Source organism: Ruegeria lacuscaerulensis, from assembly GCF_013031245.1.
GTDB lineage: Bacteria > Pseudomonadota > Alphaproteobacteria > Rhodobacterales > Rhodobacteraceae > Ruegeria > Ruegeria lacuscaerulensis_C.
Map to the genome: position 1 here is coordinate 1 of NZ_WPZL01000029.1, position 18,862 is coordinate 18,862.

14 protein-coding genes are annotated in these 18,862 nt (G+C 58.4%); 10 read left to right on the top strand and 4 right to left on the bottom strand.

Annotation, left to right across the window (positions count from 1 at the left end):
- Nucleotides 1–243: 243 nt before the first annotated feature.
- The 5 genes from GOX66_RS21040 to GOX66_RS21060 are packed head-to-tail and all read left to right on the top strand — an operon-like array spanning nt 244 to nt 5,960.
- The gene (locus tag GOX66_RS21040) at nt 244–1,653 is read left to right on the top strand and encodes a UbiA family prenyltransferase (protein ID WP_170765206.1); all 1,410 of its coding nucleotides are present in this window, start codon (nt 244–246) and stop codon (nt 1,651–1,653) included.
- The gene (locus tag GOX66_RS21045) at nt 1,650–2,072 is read left to right on the top strand and encodes a GtrA family protein (protein WP_170765208.1); all 423 of its coding nucleotides are present in this window, start codon (nt 1,650–1,652) and stop codon (nt 2,070–2,072) included. Before GOX66_RS21040 ends, GOX66_RS21045 begins: the two co-directional genes overlap by 4 nt.
- Nucleotides 2,069–3,394 carry an FAD-binding oxidoreductase gene (locus tag GOX66_RS21050; RefSeq protein WP_170765210.1) on the top strand — a complete coding sequence of 442 codons (1,326 nt, stop codon included), beginning with the start codon at nt 2,069–2,071 and terminating at the stop codon, nt 3,392–3,394. Before GOX66_RS21045 ends, GOX66_RS21050 begins: the two co-directional genes overlap by 4 nt.
- 11 nt (nt 3,395–3,405) lie before the next feature.
- Nucleotides 3,406–4,128, top strand: coding sequence for an SDR family oxidoreductase (locus GOX66_RS21055; protein WP_336509514.1), 723 nt, complete (start codon nt 3,406–3,408; stop codon nt 4,126–4,128).
- The gene (locus tag GOX66_RS21060; protein ID WP_170765214.1) at nt 4,125–5,960 is read left to right on the top strand and encodes a hypothetical protein; all 1,836 of its coding nucleotides are present in this window, start codon (nt 4,125–4,127) and stop codon (nt 5,958–5,960) included. The genes GOX66_RS21055 and GOX66_RS21060 overlap by 4 nt, the downstream gene beginning before the upstream one ends.
- A 245-nt stretch (nt 5,961–6,205) precedes the next feature.
- Here the strand turns inward: GOX66_RS21060 and GOX66_RS21065 are convergent, their stop codons facing one another.
- Nucleotides 6,206–6,436: a hypothetical protein gene (locus tag GOX66_RS21065; RefSeq protein ID WP_170765216.1), complete on the bottom strand. Its 231-nt coding sequence runs from the start codon at nt 6,434–6,436 to the stop codon at nt 6,206–6,208.
- Between the two features lie 232 nt (nt 6,437–6,668).
- Here GOX66_RS21065 and GOX66_RS21070 point away from each other — a divergent pair, with 232 nt between their 5' ends.
- Nucleotides 6,669–8,705, top strand: coding sequence for a B12-binding domain-containing radical SAM protein (locus GOX66_RS21070; protein WP_170765218.1), 2,037 nt, complete (start codon nt 6,669–6,671; stop codon nt 8,703–8,705).
- A gap of 8 nt (nt 8,706–8,713) precedes the next feature.
- Here the strand turns inward: GOX66_RS21070 and GOX66_RS21075 are convergent, their stop codons facing one another.
- Together GOX66_RS21075 and GOX66_RS21080 are read right to left on the bottom strand one after the other, a co-directional pair.
- On the bottom strand, nt 8,714–10,765 hold the full coding sequence (locus tag GOX66_RS21075; RefSeq protein ID WP_170765220.1) for a glycosyltransferase family 39 protein: 2,052 nt from the start codon (nt 10,763–10,765) through the stop codon (nt 8,714–8,716).
- Nucleotides 10,762–11,745, bottom strand: coding sequence for a glycosyltransferase (locus tag GOX66_RS21080; protein WP_170765222.1), 984 nt, complete (start codon nt 11,743–11,745; stop codon nt 10,762–10,764). Before GOX66_RS21080 ends, GOX66_RS21075 begins: the two co-directional genes overlap by 4 nt.
- A gap of 243 nt (nt 11,746–11,988) precedes the next feature.
- On the opposite strand from GOX66_RS21080, the gene GOX66_RS21085 reads away from it, so the two are divergent.
- Complete coding sequence (locus tag GOX66_RS21085; protein ID WP_170765224.1) at nt 11,989–13,491, top strand: PepSY-associated TM helix domain-containing protein; 1,503 nt, start codon at nt 11,989–11,991, stop codon at nt 13,489–13,491.
- Between the two features lie 51 nt (nt 13,492–13,542).
- Here the strand turns inward: GOX66_RS21085 and GOX66_RS21090 are convergent, their stop codons facing one another.
- On the bottom strand, nt 13,543–15,006 hold the full coding sequence (locus GOX66_RS21090) for a lipopolysaccharide biosynthesis protein (protein ID WP_170765226.1): 1,464 nt from the start codon (nt 15,004–15,006) through the stop codon (nt 13,543–13,545).
- A gap of 524 nt (nt 15,007–15,530) precedes the next feature.
- Between GOX66_RS21090 and GOX66_RS21095 the strand changes: the two genes are divergently transcribed.
- The 3 genes from GOX66_RS21095 to GOX66_RS21105 are packed head-to-tail and all read left to right on the top strand — an operon-like array spanning nt 15,531 to nt 18,860.
- Complete coding sequence (locus tag GOX66_RS21095; RefSeq protein ID WP_170765228.1) at nt 15,531–16,448, top strand: glycosyltransferase family 2 protein; 918 nt, start codon at nt 15,531–15,533, stop codon at nt 16,446–16,448.
- 1 nt (nt 16,449) lies between these two features.
- On the top strand, nt 16,450–17,424 hold the full coding sequence (locus GOX66_RS21100; RefSeq protein WP_170765230.1) for a lysylphosphatidylglycerol synthase transmembrane domain-containing protein: 975 nt from the start codon (nt 16,450–16,452) through the stop codon (nt 17,422–17,424).
- Nucleotides 17,421–18,860, top strand: a complete 1,440-nt coding sequence (locus GOX66_RS21105; RefSeq protein WP_170765232.1) for an FAD-dependent oxidoreductase — start codon at nt 17,421–17,423, stop codon at nt 18,858–18,860. Before GOX66_RS21100 ends, GOX66_RS21105 begins: the two co-directional genes overlap by 4 nt.
- The last annotated feature ends 2 nt before the right edge of the window (nt 18,861–18,862 follow it).

Consider the following 18,862-nt stretch of genomic DNA (forward strand, 5'->3'; position numbering starts at 1 on the left):
AGGTTATAGGCCGGCTAATTAGTGGCTGACTTCGTGGTTAACGAGGGAGCAATTTGATTGTTAGTGCATTACTGGCCTCTAGTCCATCTGGACGATGGCTTCCGGGGCTGGCGGGCGGTAGCCCAGAGCACTATGGGGTCGAGTCCGGCTGAGTGCAGAATAGGGCGCTAAGCTAAGCCAAGGTTTTCGGAGTGGCACGTGACAGCAGTATTGTTTAACAATCTTGATGATTCCGCTCCGGGCATGTTGGTGGTCGACCTTGACGGAACGCTCCTGCGCAGCGACATGCTCCATGAGAGCTTCTGGTCGGCCTTTGGTCGGGACTGGCGCAGCCCGTTCCTCTCCGTTGCGGCGCTGGCTGGTGGCCGGGCATCTCTCAAGCGCCATCTGGCCGCAGCTTCGGCAGTCGAATCCGCTACCCTTCCGTATGACGTCAAGGTGATAGCCTTTGTTAAAGCCTGGCGCGGGTCTGGAGGAAAAACGGCACTCGTCACAGCCAGTGATCGTGATTTTGCCGAAGCAATCGCTGGGCATCTGGGCATCTTTGACGAGGTGCATGGCTCTGATGGCAAACTGAACCTGAAGGGCGACAACAAAGGGCAATTCCTGGCAGAGCGGTTCGGGTCGAGGGGCTTCGCCTATATGGGGGATGCCAAAGCCGATCTGCCAGTCTGGGAGCGGGCCGCCAAGGCTATCACCGTGAACGCCCCTGCCGGATTGCGCCGGGAAGCTGAACGCGTCTGTGAAAACGTCGAGCATCTCGTCACCGACGCAAAATCGGTCAAATCCTACATCAAGGCGCTGCGGCCCCACCAGTGGCTGAAAAACGTGCTCGTCTTCTTGCCAATGCTGGCTGCGCATCAGCTGGACAGTCAGACCTTCCTCCTGTCATTGCTCGCCTTCGTCTGCTTCAACCTGGTGGCGTCGAGCGTCTATGTGCTGAACGACCTGCTTGATCTCGCTGCAGACCGAGCCCACCCGTACAAGAAGAACCGCCCGTTTGCTTCTGGCAGCATCCCGATTGCCCACGGCACATGGATGGCGGCGGGGCTGCTTATTCTCGGCGGCATGCTTGCAATCAGCATCAGCCTGTCATTCCTGCTGGCGATGGTGGCCTATTACCTGCTGACCACCGCGTATTCCCTGCATCTCAAACGCAAAATCGTCATCGACATCTGCGTGCTGGCAGGCCTCTACACGACCCGGATTATTGTGGGCGGGGTCGCCACCGGCATTCCGCTGTCAGTCTGGCTGCTCGCATTCTCGGTGTTTTTCTTCCTGTCGCTGGCCGCGGTCAAACGCCAAACCGAGCTCATCGACAGCGCCGATCGCGGCAGCCTCAAGGCCAGCAGGCGGGGATACCACGTGGACGACCTGCCGATCATATCGATGATAGCGATCGGCTCCGGGTACGTTTCCGTGCTGGTGATGATGCTTTACGTCAATTCGCCCGCTGTGGTCGAACTTTACGCGCATCCCGAAGCCCTGTGGGGCGTCTGCGCCGTCCTGCTCTACTGGATCACCCGGGCAGTGATGGTCGCGCACCGTGGCCACATGCATGACGACCCCGTGGTTTACGCGGCAAAGGACCGCATCAGCCAGATGTGCCTGCTGATCATTCTGGGCTTTGTTCTCGGGGGGGCGCTGGCATGACGCTGCAGACGCTCATCTTGAGATACGCGGCCTTCGCCCTTGTGGCGACGATTGCCAACCTTGCCACCCAGCGTTTGGTCCTGCAGTTCGGGGATACTGGTGGTCATTTCGCCGCCGCCGTGGGCGGGGGAACCATCGTTGGCCTCGTAATCAAGTATGTCCTCGATAAGCGCTGGATCTTCTACGACATTAAGACTGGCGCGAAAAACCATGGCCGGAAGTTCTCGCTCTATACGTCCATGGGGCTCATCACAACGGCGATCTTCTGGGGCACCGAAACAGCGTTCTGGCTGATCTGGCAGACGGACATGATGCGCGAGTTGGGCGCGATCCTGGGGCTTTCGGTCGGCTATGTCGTGAAGTACAAACTCGATCGGCGCTTTGTGTTCACCGATCGGCAAATGGCGGCGTCGGCATGAAGCTGTCGGGATGGGGGCGATATCCTGTGCTGGAGGCAAGGACCCATCGGCCGCGCAGCGTGGACGCATTGCGGAACCTGGTCCTCTCCGAGCCGAACCTCATCGCCCGTGGCAATGGCCGCGCCTATGGCGACAGCGCCATCAACACGTCCGCCACCATAGAGACGCGGCACATCAACCGAATGATCGCCTTCGACCCCGCCTCCGGTCAGCTGGTCGCGGAGGCCGGAGTACTGCTTGGCGACATCATTGCCGCCTTTCTGCCCCGAGGCTGGTTCCCGATGGTAACGCCCGGGACCAAGTTCGTCACGCTGGGCGGTGCCATCGCGGCGGACGTCCATGGCAAGAACCACCACAAGGACGGGAGTTTCCGATCCTGCGTCGACTGGATCGATGTCATGGGGCCCGATGGTGGAATCCGCCGTTGCTCCCCACAGGACGATGCAGCAATGTTCGACCACACTTTGGGAGGCATGGGGCTGACCGGCGTCATCCTGCGCGCCGCCATCCGTCTGCGGTCAGTCGAAACCGCCTGGATTCGCCAGACCACCATCCTCGCACCCAATCTTAAGGCAGCCATGGCCGCCTTCGAGGCAACGCAGGACGCGACCTATTCCGTGGCCTGGATCGATTGCCTCGGCACCCGCGGCAATCTTGGTCGATGCCTGGTGATGCTCGGAGAGCATGCGACCCACCGCGATCTGCCGACGGGTAAGGCGCAGGCCCCTTTCCAGACCAAGACCAAACGGAAGCTCTCGGTCCCGATCGACTTCCCGGCCTTTGCCCTGAACAGCCTGACCGTGCGTGCCTTCAACGCCCTCTACTACTGGGCCGGCGCGCGAAAGACGGCCGAGCACCTCGTAGATTGGGACAGCTACTTCTACCCGCTCGACGCGATCTTGGGCTGGAACCGCATCTATGGCCGCAAAGGCTTTGTCCAATTCCAATGCGCTTTACCGCTGGACCAATCCGAGGCCGGGCTGACGGCACTCTTGGCCGAGATCGCCAAGGCCGGTTCCGGATCCTTCCTTGCGGTGTTGAAACGCTTCGGCAAGCAGGACAGTGCTTTCTCCTTTCCGATGGATGGCTACACGCTCGCGCTGGACTTTACGGTCACGAGGAAAACCCTCGCGCTGCTGGAGCAACTGGACCAGATCACCATCGAGCACGGCGGCCGCTTTTACCTTGCGAAAGATAGCCGGATGCGCGCCGAAACGCTGCGCGCCTCAGACACACGCGCCGCTGATTTCCGCGCCCACCGCGACAGCCATGGGTACACAAGCCGGTTCAGATCGGCCCAATCCGAAAGGCTGGCCCTGTGATAAAGCCTCCCGTGCTCATCCTCGGCGCTCGATCCGACATCGGCAAGGCTGTCGCCCACAAGTTTGCCTCGCTTGGCCATCCCGTCCAATTGGCCGCCCGCAACGCCTCCACCCTCGAAGCCGACAAGACTGATATGGAGTTGCGCCACGGGGTTTCGGTGACCCTGCACGAATTCGAAGCGCTGGCGACTGAAACCCACGACGCCTTCGTCGCGGCACTTCCACAGCTGCCCGAAGTCGCGGTCTGTGTCGTCGGTCTTATGGGCCAACAAGCGGAAAACGAGCGCGATATCCAGGCGGCTTGCCGTGTGATGCGCAGCAATTACGAAGGCCCGGCGAGCATCCTTGCGGTCCTTGCCAACAGCTTCGAGGCGCGCGGCAGCGGCACCCTCGTCGGCATCAGTTCGGTCGCAGGGGACCGTGGCCGGGCGACGAACTACGTTTATGGCTCAGCAAAGGCAGGCTTCACGGCCTTCTTGTCAGGCCTGCGAAATCGTCTCGCCAAACGCGGGGTTCATGTCTTGACGGTCCTTCCGGGCTTTGTCTCGACCCAAATGACCGAAGGCATGGACCTGCCGGCCAAGCTGACCGCCGAACCAGGCGAGGTCGCGGATGCCATCGCGCGTGCTGTCGCAGGCAGAAAGGACGTGGTCTACTTTCGCCCGATCTGGCGGCTGATTATGCTGATCATCCGGAATATTCCAGAGCGGGTTTTCAAGAGGCTAAAGATATGATGATGCCCGAAGAAGCAAGAGCAGAGGCTTTACGCATGTTCCGAAAATACGTCCCGTGGCTGCTAATTGTTGGGGCGCTACTACTTGCCGCCTTTCGCTCAGCGCGCTTCGGCGGCTATTTCCCGGACGATGCCTACATAACGATCCGCTTTGCCGAACACCTCAGTCAGGGCCTGGGGATCGTTTGGAATGTTGACGGACCTCCAGTGGAAGGCTCCACTTCTTTCCTGCAGACATTGCTCTACGCGGCGGCCTTCAAACTCGGCCTGTCCTTGGCCGTCAGTTCTTATGCCATGAACACCCTTGGCCTCGCGTCCCTGGTCGTCATCCTTTACCTCACGATCAGGAACCTGACCGGTCGCTTTGACGTGGCGGCTGCGCTTCCGCTCGCGATGTTCTTTTCCGGCGTGGCCTTCTCTGTTCACTTGAACTCGGGGATGGAGACGCTGATTTTTCTGACTCTGATTTCCGCCAGCTTCCTGACCAGCTTGGTCTTGCTAGATCGCCGGACCTGGACCGCAGCTTTGGGGCTGGCGGTGGTGAATTTCTTTTGTCTCTTGTGCCGACCGGATGCGGCTCCCTTCATCATGGGCCAAGGGCTTGTTTTGGCCATCGTTGCGCTGCGGGCCTGGCTGACGCAGGCGAACACACTCTTCATTCGGCAGCTTGCCGTCTCGTTTGCGGTGCTGGTCGCAATGGGGCTGACCTTCCTGGCGTGGAAGTACAGCTATTTCGGATATGTCCTGCCCAACTCCTTCTATGTGAAGGCATCGGATCCTCTGGCGTTTAATGGAATTCAACCGGTCGCGAGATTCCTCGGCGATATGCTTTGGCGCATAGGGCTGTTGGTCCCGTTGCTGATATTCGTCGATTGGCGTTTTCGGGGCGACCACGGCAATCAAGTGCCCGCTCGCGTCGCGCTGCTCGTCGTTCCTGTTGCCGTCTTCCTGGCATACTACACGACCACGCTTCATCTCGTGGGCTTCTTCAATCGGTTCGAATACCCCATGGCCGTGTTCTTCTGGATCGGGCTGAGTTGGCTGCTCTCCTCGGGTCGTTCCACCGAGCGGCTGCAAGAGTTTGCCGGACGAGCACTCGGATCAGCTGGCGGGCGGGTTCTGGTTGCCGGTGTGGCACTCTGCGCTTTGGCGGTCCAATTTGAACTCGACAGCTCGCGTCATCAGAAATGGTTCAGCAGGATACAGATACTGCACTATGAGCCGATTGCCGATGCGCTCGCGCGCTCCGAGGCGGGGTCCGACGGGACGCTTGTCTTCGATTCGGCCGGTTACATTCCGTATGTTAGCGGGTTCTCGCTGATCGATCCGATCGGGCTGACGGACAACGTATTGTCCGGGCGCGAGCCGATTACGCCGACGGAGCGTGAACAGTATATCTGGGGGTCCGATCCGGACGTCTATCTCGGCCCGGTGCCGGCGGCAAGCGCGGGTGCGGAGAGTGGCCGCGACGACCCGCTGGTGCAGAGCGAATACGTGCAGAAGATCCTGCTGCAGCCGGTGATCTTTGCCGAATACGACCGCATCATAGGCAAGATGACCTACGACGAACGGCTCGAGATGTTGCACATCCGGATGCGCGAGCTGCGCGATCGCTGGATTGCGGTCGGAGAGATCCCCTATCCTTACCCCTCCCCGGAGGAGTACACGCATTTCCTTTATGTGCGTCGGGACTCTCCTCACGCTGACAGGCTGGTGGACGAACTCGGGCGGGTCACCACCCGTCCGATTGAAAACATCGACTTTGACAACCTTCTGGATGGGCAGCGCCGGCATAACCTGCAAAGTCTGCGGCTGCTTGCGCAGGAGCACTGATGCTGTGCGCGGCGGGTGCGGTGACAATCAGAACCGGGCATTTCGTCGACGGCTTATGAGAAAGGAACGTAAGCGCTTGAGTAGAGGTGGTACGAAGGAGGGGAAAGTCCGAAACCGGCTCACCTTGTGACGTTTGCAGCCGGTTGCTCAGTGACGACGTACTTTTTCGGAATCGCGACGGCTCGCTACCGCCCACCGCCATACGCCTTGATGTCCATCGCGATTGCGGAGTTTAAGACATTCATTCAGTACCGGCGGTAGCGGCTGCCATGGCAAATCTTCAGATACTCCAACGTGCCGTCGCAGTAGATCGTCCATGATCCGGCTTCGCGTGCGGGGCCACGCTGATTTCGGGCTTTACGTCCGACAAGGAGGTACATCGCGTCAGCGCCGTGATCGAGATCGCCGCAAATGGCCAGACTGTGCGTGAATTCAACAATTATCTGAACGAAAATTACAACAAAGTGGTCACGCACGCAGAAGTGCTGGCCCCGGACTATTTCGAGACAATGCCACAATGCACGCGCTAAATAGGCGTTTTATTGGGTCTAATATGTAAACAAAACGAAAAAATCATAAACTTTGTGCAGACCACGTAAGGTGTGGCTTGGTGAACTGGACAGAAGGTGGGTTCGTACATTAGCCTTTTCACTGTTTACCTAAGTCATACCGTATCCTGTAACTAGTATTGCGACATAAGGGTATTTGATGCGTATTTATCTAGCAGATTTGGGCCACAATCTTGTGACCGCAACATCAGACACCTACCCCTTGGGTGTCGGAAATCTCGCGACATTCGCCAAAGCGTATGCAAGAAGCCCGTCACCGATTGACGTTGCGATCTTTCGCGATCCTCAGGAGCTCAAAACCGCAATCGACACAGCCACTCCGGATGTGATCGGCTTTTCTAGCTATTCCTGGAACCATCATCTGGCTTTGTCCTTTGCCGATTACGCCAAAGCTGCCAATCCCGACACCCTGACCCTGATGGGCGGGCCCAACTTTCCGCTGACAGAGGAAGAACAGGACAGCTGGATTCGAACGATGCCGCAGATCGACATGCATGTGCGCGGCCCCACCTATGAGGGCGAGCGCGCCTTTCTGAATACGCTGCAGCGGTTCATCGACGTGGGCGCCCACCGCGAAGGTATGTGGGACGAGGCCATCGACGGCGCGATTTTCGTTCACCCCCAAAGCGAAGAGATCCTACGCGGTGAAGAGTTGCTCCGCATCCGCGACCTGGACGAGATTCCATCCCCCTACCTTGCCGGGCTAATGGACAAATTCTTTGACACTGGCCTGTTTGCCCTGATGCAGCTCGCGCGGGGCTGCCCCTTTACCTGCGCCTTCTGCAATTCGGCTGTCAAATCGAATTCGAAAGTATTCCGCCATTCGTTCGAGCGGACCAAGGCCGACCTTGACTATGTCGTGGCCCGCATCAACCATGCCAGCCCGCTTTGCTTTGCCGACGATAATTTCGGCATGTACCTGCAGGATGAAGAGGTGGCCGACTATCTGGGTCATCTGATGGAGAAATACGACTGGCCCAAGTACATCCGGACCACAACCGGCAAGAACCGCGGCGATCGGATCATCAAGGTGATGCGCAAAGCCAAGGGCCGGTTGCCGATGACTTCGTCGGTGCAATCCCTGAATCCGGAAGTCCTGAAAAACATCAAGCGCGATAACATCAGCCTGGATACTTATTCCGAGGTGCAGCAGGAATTGCATGCCAACGGCATGCAATCCTATGGCGAACTGATCCTGTGCATGCCGGGAGAAACAAAGGCATCCTTCATGGATGCTGTCGATCAGCTGATCGAAACCGGTGTCAGCCGGGTGGCAGCGCATCAGCTGATGCTGCTGCATGGCGCGCCGCTGGCCAATCCCGACAGCCGCGAGAAGTTCAGCTTCAAGACCCGCCATCGCGTGGTGGCACGTTGCCTGGGTAAATATACCGGTGACGTGGTGGTCGAGACTGAAGAGATGGTTGTGGAATCCGAACATTTCTCGTTCCAGGACTATCTGGATACGCGGGTTTTCCACCTACTGCTGACGATCTTTTATTATGAGGACAATTTCGAAGAAGCGTTCCGGTTTGCTCGGGCGCACGGCATAAGACCGTTTCAGGTTGTCCGGCATATGCAGGAGATTCTCGATCAAGCGCCACAAGCCCTGCGCGATACCATCACCGGGTATCTGGCAGAGAACCAGAAAGAACTGTTCGCAACCCGTAGCGATTGTGCGGCTTGGGCAGAAAGGAATTATGACGATCTGATCAGCGGTGAACTAGGTGGCAATCTGCTCAGCAAGTATTCGATGATTGGCCGTTTCATTGTGCTCACCGAGGCGCTGGATTTCCTCAGACAGGCCATTTCCGATCTGCTGGACGAGGACGACCAAAATGCACACATGATGCTTGATACAATCATAAACTACTTCAGTGCCGTGATGTTGCATGTACCATTTTCCGAGAGTCTGGAACACGAGCCAGTCTGGAGTTCATCCTTCGATGTCGAGGCCTGGCGAAATTCGGGATATGAAGGTGCGCTTCAAGACTATCGGTTCGACACACCCCGCGATTTCCAGACGCAGGTCGATCCGCGCGTGAAAACGACGCTGCTGTCCCGGATCGAGACCTTCGGTGAACATGCATCGGGGCTTGGCCGGTTTACGCGAACGATGTTCGCGAATGACTTCAGGCGCAATTTCGTGGCCACCAAAAAACAGCACGCCGCTGAATAAGCCCGTGCCTATTCGGCACCCTTCAGATAGACAGTCTCGCGTCCTGGGAACGCTGCGATGACAGCCGCGTTCTGCTCTGGCCCGAGATCACGCAGGAAAATTGGCCGGTCCAGCGGCAAGAACGGGTCGTTGAGATAAAGCGCGGATCCGATATCCCCTTTTGTAGAGACAAAGACCAGGGCATTGCCCAGCTCTGCGGCCTGAGCCTGCCGCCTTATATCCCCGGAATAGTTGCCATATCCCTGGTACTTGGAGACCCCGCGCCAGGACGTGAAGCTGACAACGGATACCGCACAGAGCAGCAGGACAACACAGTACAGCCGGCCTCGATACTGTTCGGACAGCCGGTCATTGGTCGCCTCAATGCCAGCAGCTGAGAGAACCAGAATGGGCAGCAGCGCCGTGTGCCAATAGCGTGGCCCCAGATAGAACGTGCCCGTGAACCAATAAAAGAACAGCACCCCCACAAACGTCACAATGATCACCAGCATAGCCCGGTCAAACCCGGTCAGCCTTTTGCGCCAGATAAAGACGATCCAGATCGGCACCAGGGACCCGAATGTCCAACCCAGAAGCTCAAGATTGAGCGATGCAATACTGTTGAGCAAATTGAGCAGACCCTCGGCCGGGCTGTGGCCAACCCAGATGTCAAGCGAACCCCAGCTTTTGGCAGGCGGGCCCACATGGGGGCCAAATCCGAACGCGTTCTTCGTTTCAGGCCACAACCGGCTCAGATAATCGGATTGCGGAGTCAGCAGCGCGTCGCCGGTGATCCCGTAATTGATCAGAAACAGAGCAGATCCGGACAAGATACCGCCCATGGCACAGGCTAGGACCTGACCTAATCCGGCAGGCAGTCGTCGTAACAGCCACAGGCCCGTCAACCCACCCACGATCAGCCCGTCCAGCGGCCGGGTCACAAAGCCCCACCCCAGCGCCAGCCCGGCGACAAAGGCCAGCAATACCGCCATGCGGGTTAAACTCTCCCCGGCCCGGATCAGACTCCACCAGGCCAGAAGCACCGCAATCAGCATCGTTGAATGCGCCATCAGCGAGGCTCCGGTGGCCAGCACCCAGGGCGAGGTCGCCATGAGCAGTGCGACCATATCGGCACGCTCCCGGCTAAGGGCACGACGGACAATGTCATGGGCCAGCCATACGGATATGCCGGTCAGGATCGGGTTGACCAACCAGGGTGCCCCGATCAGAACGCCCAGGCTTAGAACAGCGGCCCAGCCCTGTGCCGGTACGCCAATCCACCGATCACCGGTCACATCGAGAAGATAGTATTCCAGTGCAGGCAACGCTGCATCGGGCGGGGCCGGGCTCCAGAGTGCGCCAGCCGCAAAAGTGCGCGCCTGAAAGAGATACACCACCTCATCCTGGACATGGGGGACACGGTCAAACGCCGTCCAGGCCAGTATGGCGCTGACGAACGTCGCAAAAAACGCCAGAGCACCGACGGGGATGCGCGGTATGCGATCCGGCCCCGCCACGGCGAACATGACAACCAGTGTGGCCATCTGGACAAAGGACAGCGCCCCACCAACACCGATCTGCAACCCAAAGGCAACATGATGGCCATAGGCCACATAAGGCGTTGCGGAGAGACAGAAAACCCCGACCAGAACCATCAGCAGAAACAGGCGAAAAATCCCCGCGCCCGTGACAAGGCCGCGTATAACTGCCCGCCCCGCAGGCCGCATCAGAACAACTCCGGTCAAGACTGCCTGCGCCGCCAGGATCACCAGCATGATCAGATTTTCGGGCGGATCGGGCGATATCTCAAGTCGTGGAAACCAAAGCGGCTGGGTCAGCCACAACCGGGCCGAACTGCCCAAAAGAATGGCCACGCCCAGAAGACCAAAGAGCGCTTGCCCGCGATGCCAAAACGCGACCAGCAAAAGCACTGACACTGCAACTACCGCGACAAACCACCATCGCATCTCGGCCAGCGTGGCATTTGTGGCCACAGATTCCGCGGCCCAGGCTTGCCCGCCATATGCCCAGAAGGCTAACGCAACACCACACCACCGCAGTGGAGCCAGACGTGTCATCATGCCAGATGTTCGTTTTTGATCAATGAGGGATCCCGCGCCGGACCTTCGATATTGATACGTTCCTGCTCGGTCACTATCGGCCCGCCACGCACCTGATTATGAATCGAGGTGATGTATTCCCCCAGCATGCCGATAAACAGCATCTGAATGCCTGAGAGGAAGAACAATGCCACTATGATGGTCGTCGTCCCGCGCGGTGCCAGATCCGGGTTGAGGAGATACATCAGCACGGCAAACAGGGAAAACAGAATACAGCTTATGGCAATCACCAGCCCGCTGAACGTGCAGAACCGCATTGGTGCCCGTGTAAATGAGAAAATTGCATTCAGCGCCTGATCCGTCAGCGCCATCAGGCTATGTTTGGACAAACCTCTTTCCCGGGCTCGCCAGACATAGGGAACGATGATCCTGCGGAAACCACAGCTTGCGATAATGCCACGAATATAAGGGTAATGGTCATTATGCGACAGCACCGCCTTTAGAACCTTGCGGTCGATAAGTTGAAACTCTCCCACCGAAGGTTCCAGCAATACGTCCGATAAGCTATTGACAATAGTGTAAAAAATACCGCGTGCGGTGCGCATCACGAAACCTTCCTCGCGCGTACTGCGGGCGCCGGCCACCACATCGTAACCGCTTTCCCAAAGCTTTACGAATTCCGGAATCATTTCGGGTGGGTCCTGCAGGTCGACCGGCAAAATTACGATGACCGCATCCCCTTCGGCATAACGCAACCCGTTGAAGGCAGAGCGGAACACCCCGAAATTACGGGCATTGACCACGACTTTCACATCCTGGTCCTTTGCCGCAATCTCGCGGAGAATTTCGACGGTCCGGTCGGTCGAAGCATTATCAACGAAGATATGTTCGAGCCTGTAGCCCGGTAGCTCTCTTTCGAAAATCGCCTTTACGGTCTCATAGCAATGCGCCACGTTGTCTTCTTCATTGAAGCATGGCGAGACAATGGAAATTGTTTTCATAACTCTATTTAACACCAAACAGAACGGCTTACCCCACCAATACTCAGGTACAATCACACCATCCCGCGAAGTTCGGGATTCGCACAACACCTAACCTGCAGAAATATCGCACAATACCCTATGCCAGCCGCCATACAGAAGGCCAAATCCATTCACGCCCGGCAATAAAATCGTACAGCTATTGTTTCCTATGCAATTACTCCGTTTAGTATGCTTAGGAATTGTAAACCGACAGCTATTTAGATGAACCGCAAAACCCGCAACACACTCTTTAAGCTGCACACCTGGCTGGGTCTGCACCTGTCGTTGTTTTTCACGTTCATGTTTCTGACGGGCACGTTGCTTGTCGCCGGTTTCGAGCTGGAATCCGTTGGTCGTCCGGCAATCTGGACCACCGCGGCCAAAGAAGATCGCACCGCCAGCTTCGGCGAGATTTACGAAAGCATCAGGGAAACCCATCCCGAAAGCAAAATTTCCGTCATCGTCAGACGTCCGACCCCCTGGTTCGTGGACCGCACGTTTGTCCGCATGGGCTGGGGGGAAAAGGTCAGCTTGTGGACAGACCCCGTGACCGCCGAAGTCGTCGAGGAAACGCGGCCCAATGGATTTCGCAACATCCTGCGTGATTTGCATGACACATTCCTGACCCAGGAACGGATCGTCTTTCTGCTGATCTGCGCCACGTCGGTCCTGCTGCTGTTTCAGATTGTCAGCGGGCTCATCACATATCGGAGATTCTGGAAAGGGTTTTTCCGCTTGCCCAACCGTTCGGGTGGCTTCCGGTCCTGGACCGGCAGCGCGCATCGGTTGACCGCCGTGTGGGCGGCGACGCTGCTGATCCTGATCTCGGTGACCAGTTTCTATTTCCTGCTGGGCAGTCTGGGGCTTGAAGGTGCCAAACCCAAAGCGCAACCGCCCGCCCCGCGCGAGGCTGTTTTGCCGGCCAATTTCGACGCGACCCTTATCGATCAGGCCGAAGCGCGTGCCCGTGACGCTTTGACGGGGTTTGAACCATCCATCATCCTCTTCCCCGACAAAAAGACCGACAGCCTTCGTTTCGAGGGCCCCTCGGGGGGCGCCAAAATCTTCTCGAACTCCGGCGTGGCAATCGACCCGGTGACGCTGGAGGTTCTGGGGGCGTTCACACCGAATGACATCCAGGGCCTTTCTTATTGGAAGCCCCTGATGAACAAGCTGCATTTCGGCACCTGGGGCGGTGGGTTTTCGATGGCGCTTTGGATTGTACTCGGGCTGACAGCCACCGGTCTTGCGTTTACCGGTGCCCTGATATTCGCCGCCCGGCTGACGTCTGATACTACGCCTCGCGGGCCGTTACGGCGAATCTGGCATGGCATGGGATGGACCCGGTGGGGCTATCTCTTGCTGCTGGCAGGCATTCTGGTCACCGCCTTTTACCGATTTGGCCCCACGTCTCATGACAAGACCAGAGCGTTTCCGATCGACGCAGCCCCCTTGGTGGCCCGGCTGGTCATGGAGACCCCTCTCAGGCGCGGAGACCCTCTTGATGTCGAGATGTTGATCGGCGAGCCTGATGTTCACGCCGCCGCGATTGAGGTTAACGGTGACATGGCAGAATTGGTTAGCTTCACGCAGAATGGTGACACGGCCAAGGCATATTTTCAGCTGGCTCCTTCAGACACGGAAAACAATATCACTGCTCGCCTCCAGAAACTTAATGGCGAGGAAAAGATAGTAAACTTCCGTCTGGGGACCCCGCTGTGGTAGGTAAGCTTCTCTTGGGCACTATCCACATAGACGGTAAACAGTGATCGCCGTCTATCCTCCGACTTCCCGTGTATCGATTTCGCCATGAGAGCGCACCATCGAAAACAGCAGGCGCAATCTGTTGCGTTGAAACAAAGCTGCCAGAAGGCAATAAACTGCAATTCCGGCCGCGGTGCCGACGAGCAGGATCAGAGCCGGTGACTTCCCGTCCAATTGCCACGCAACTCCCTGCACCGAGGCGGCCATACCCGCCGATAGCAGAAGCGGCACAACATGCTGTCGCATCAACTCCATGCCGGGCAGTCCCACAATATGTCCCAAATTGGCAAACTTGAAAGGCCAAATCAGAAGAAAAACCGCCACAAAACCGGCAGTTGTCAGCGACAACCCATAAGGGGCAACCACTGCAATCACCACCACGGCCAGCCCCACCTCAATCCAGGACAGGATCGCCAGACGACCGGGCCGACCCGCAGCCAGGCAGAAAGTCTGCTGCACCTTTTCAGCGCTCAGATACATGCCAAACACTGCCATCAAGCTCAGGACCGGAGCGGCCGGAGACCATTTCTGACCAAACAGAAGCACCAGCACCGGTTCCGATAATATCGCCAGCCCGGCAAAGGCCGGAAAGGCCAGAAACCCGGTCAGGCGCATGACATCCAGCAACAAATCCGTCGCCCGCCCGCCCCCGCGCGCCGCCGCACCGAACGCGGGCTGAGCAACCATCCGAAGCGGTGTTATCAACACGAAAAACGCGACTTCGACAACACGCCAGGCGATGGCATAGTATCCCGCTTGAACCGGCCCCATAAGCGCACCGATGATCACGACCGGCGACTGCACTGCCGCCAGTTCAGCCGCTCGCAGCCCGAGGATTCGGTGGCCAAAATGCAGTATCTCCCGGATATGCTTGCGTGACACGGAAAGGCCCGGCCGCCATGAGACCGCCCCCCAGGCCATAACGATGTTCGTGGCAGTCAGGGCCAGTCGCTGGCCGACCAGAGCCCAGACCCCATACCCCGCCAGCGCCATACCAATACCCACGATGCCGCCAATGACCGCACCGGCAATGGCCCGCAAGGCAAGCACCCGAAACTCCATCTTGCGCCGCAGGATTGCAACGGGAACAGCGGTCAGTGCGATCATCATGACGGTGGGCGACAGCCCGATCAGCAGACCCTGCACCACGTCTTCGCCATAAAACCTCGCAACCGGACCTGCGGCCAGAAACAGCACTGCCATCAGGACCGCGCCCAGCAGCGCCAAAAGCCAGAACACCGAATTCAACCGGGCCGGAGACAGTTCGTCACGGGTCAACAGGATATCCGAGATCGACTCGCGCACCAGGAATTCAGAAAACAGGACAAAGGCCGCCGCCATTGCCAGCAGACCAAAGGCCTCGGCACCAAGCAACCGTGCTAGGATGGCAATGATTATGAAATTGAACGCCTGTTCCACCCAGACGCCAACGGACATCCAAGCAACGCCGCGGGAGAAACGCTGCCCCAGTGACATCACACTCCTTCCTGCTCTTTGGTTTTTGGACGCGGCTGTTGGTCAGCCTCCATTCTCAGACCCTCTCGGACAAAAGTCGCGGACATTTGGCATATCCTGCCAATACCCCATCAGCACTTACCGGCGCTGCAAATCTGAACTTTTCAGCTAATTTAAAATCAAACCAGACCCTTGGTCCTTATAGGGGCAAATTTGGAAACATTCGCGGCGCGATGCCCACAGCCCAAAATGGTCGAACATATTGGAAAACCTGCGATTGCGCGTAGACACATTCATCGGGGCCGTTGAAACCATCGTTACCTTTCTGGAAAAACAAGCAAAGATTACAAACCGTAGGCGCCGTACAAAACATGACGCCAGAAAGATCGAATTTGGTCAAAATTATTGTCTATGTTCAGCTTGTCTGTGTTTGAATACTATGGGCGTCAGAAGGAATTAAGCCCGTCGCACGCTGAATATCACACATGCCATGCGGACGAGGCGGGGCAGAATACATATTAAGTACGTAAAGGGTTTCCATTTTCATGAACAAGGTTGCCGAGCAGATCACCCCGGACAACACAACACCCGGTGAGCCGGACACATCAGGCATGAGCCTGAGCGTGGTCATCCCCGCCTATAACGAAGAAAACGCCGTCCGTCATACCGTCGAGGATGTGCGCACCCATCTCGAACCGCTGGGCATTCCTTACGAGATCATCGTGGTGGACGATGCCAGCCAGGACAACACCCGCGCCGAAGCCGAAGCCAGCGGCGCCACCGTCACTTTCAACGACGTCAATTCCGGCTATGGGGCCAGCCTCAAGCGCGGCGTTCGGATGGCGCAGCATGAATATGTGGCCATTCTTGATGCCGACAGCACATACCCTGCGCGCTATCTGCCGGAGATGCTGGCGATGTGCCGGGATCAGGATATGGTGGTGGGTGACCGTGGGGCCGCGATGAAGAACGTGCCGCTGCTGCGGCGGCCTGCCAAGAAATTCCTGTTCGCCTTCGCCTCGTTCCTGGCCGAGCGCAAGATCAACGATCTCAATTCCGGCCTGCGCGTGTTCCGCAAATCCGAACTGATCCCATTCCTGCCGCTTCTGCCGCAGAATTTCTCGTTCACTACCACGATCACGCTGTGCATGACCTCGAACGGCAAGCGGATGATCTATACGCCGATCGAATACGGCAAACGGGTGGGCAAATCGAAAATCCGGCCGATCGATTTTCTGAACTTCATCATTCTGATCCTGCGTATCAGCACCCTGTTCAACCCGCTTCGGGTCTTCATTCCACTGGGTCTGGCGTTTTTCACTCTGGGCACGGTGAAATTCATCGTCGACATCTTCTATTGGAACCTCAGCGAAACCGCAGTGTTCTCATTCCTGGCAGCAATCATGATCTGGTCGCTGGGGCTGATCGCCGACATGATCTCGCGGCTGCATCTCAGACCCTGACATGAGCGGCAAACTGCTTTCCGATCCAAATCAACGGCGCTGGCTGATCCGGCTGGCCGGATCGGCGCTGGTGCTGGCGATCCTGTTCTGGATTCTTCCGGCCGAGGCCATCGTGGCGGCATTCAAGGCGATACCGATCTGGGTATTCCTGAGCGTGCTGCTCCTGTTCCTGCTGGCCCATGTGGGTGCGGCGCTGAAATGGTGGCTTCTGCTGGGCCGGGGTATTCCGCCCCTGCTGGCCATCCGGGCGCATTTTGCCGGGCTGGCCGCCAACCTGTGCCTGCCCGGTGCGATTGGCGGCGATACGGTACGCGCCGGGATGGCGCAGGCCGCCATGAAAGACGGGGCGCAGGTTGTCGCGGGCGCAACCGTTGACCGGTTGATCGACATGGTTGCCCTGCTGACCCTGTCCTGTCTGGGTCTGGTCCTGACATGGGAAAGCGCCGAAGGCGGGCATATGATCGCGCCGGTGGCGCTGATCCTGCTGGCGGCACTGGCGGGTATGGTCGCATTGCCGCGCCTGCTGCCCCTGCCCTGGCGCTATATCCCATCCCTGCCCGGCAAAGGGTTTGCCCATCGTCTGGCCGACGCGCTGGCCGGGCTGGGGCGTAAACCCGGCACACTGGGCATCGCCTTTGTCGCGTCGGTTTTGATCCAGTTGTTGCTGGTCATGCTGGCCTGGTGGCTGGCCATCGCGGCGGGTGTCAATGTGGCTGCCGGCCCGTGGATATTTGCCTGGCCGCTGGCCAAGATCATCGCGGTGCTGCCCGTGTCGCTGAACGGGTTGGGCCTGCGCGAGGCGACGCTGGCAGGCTTTCTGGCCCCCTTTGGCGCCAGCGCCCCGGCGGTCGTGGCTGCCGGGCTGGTCTGGCAGGTTGTTCTGTTTACAGCGGGCGGGTTTGGCGCGCTGGTTCTGACAATGTCCGGGATGCGGTTTGGCACTCCGGCGAATTCCCAAAAGGAAGAGTGCAAGTGACGGATGTTTCCCGACCAACAGGCGAGGACAAGCCTGAAATCATTATCCTCGGCGCCGGACCTGCCGGTCTGGCCGCCGCGTATGCTTTGACCGGTCAGGCCAAGGTGACCGTGATCGAACGCGCCCCCATTGCGGGCGGCAATTCGGCCTCATTCCCGGTCGAGGGCGTGATCTGCGACTATGGCTCGCACCGGTTTCACCCGGCGGCAGAGCCTGAGGTTTTGCAGGACGTGAAAACGCTGCTGGGCGACGATCTGCTGCTGCGCCCCCGGCATGGGCGCATCCGGCTGGGTGGCAAATGGATTCACTTCCCGCTGAAACTGACCGACGCGCTGATGCGTCTGCCCAAACCTTTTGCGCTGTCGTTGATCGGGGACATGGTGCTGAAGCCCTTCCGCAAGAAAAACAGCGGCCCCGAGACCTTCTCGACCGTGCTCTATGACGGGCTGGGGCCGACGATTTCGGACAACTTCTATTTCCCCTACGTGCGCAAGCTTTGGGGGCTGGACCCAGACAAGCTGGCGGTCAAGCTCGCCGAACGCCGCGTCGGCAGCGGCTCGGTCGGCAAGATCCTGATGAAAATGCTGCGCCTGTTGCCCGGGCTGCGCAGCGAAACCGCCGGGCGTTTTTTCTATCCGCGCAAGGGGTTCGGGCAAATCTCGGACGCGATGCAGGAGAGCGCACGCGCATCCGGTGCGGAATTCCTGTTCAACACTGAAATCACCGCCATCGACCAACAAGACAACCGCATTACCGGGCTCACGATCCGGGATGCAGAGGGCGAACGGCACCTGACCGGCGATCTGATCCTGTCGACCATTCCGCTGACCGGGCTGACACGCCTGATCGACGCGCCCCCGCCCGAGGTGGTCGAAGCCGCCCGCGCGATCCGCTTTCGGGGCATGATCCTGCTGTACCTGATATTGGAGACAGACCAGTTCACCGAATTCGACGCGCATTATTTCCCGGAACTGTCGATCCCGATCAGCCGGATGTCGGAACCCAAGAACTATAACGCCAGTGGCGAGCCAAAGGGCATGACCGTGCTGTGCGCGGAACTGCCCTGCGATCCGGATGAAAAGTGGTGGAGCATGTCCGACGAAGAGTTGGGGCAGGAGTTCACCAAATGGCTGGGCCAACTGGGCCTGCCGGTCACCGTTCCGGTGCGCCGCTGCGAAACCCGACGGCTGAGCCACGCCTATCCGGTTTACGATATCGGCTATGAGGCGCGGTTCGAAACTGTGGATCAGTGGCTCTCAGATATGGACGGATTGCTCGTATTTGGACGGCAGGGGTTGTTTGCCCATGACAATACCCACCACGCCTTTGCCATGGCCTACGGCGCAGCAGATTGCATCAACGGCAAAGGTCAGGTCGACCGCGCGAAATGGAATAAATATCGCGAGGTCTTTGCCACCCATGTGGTGGAAGACTGACT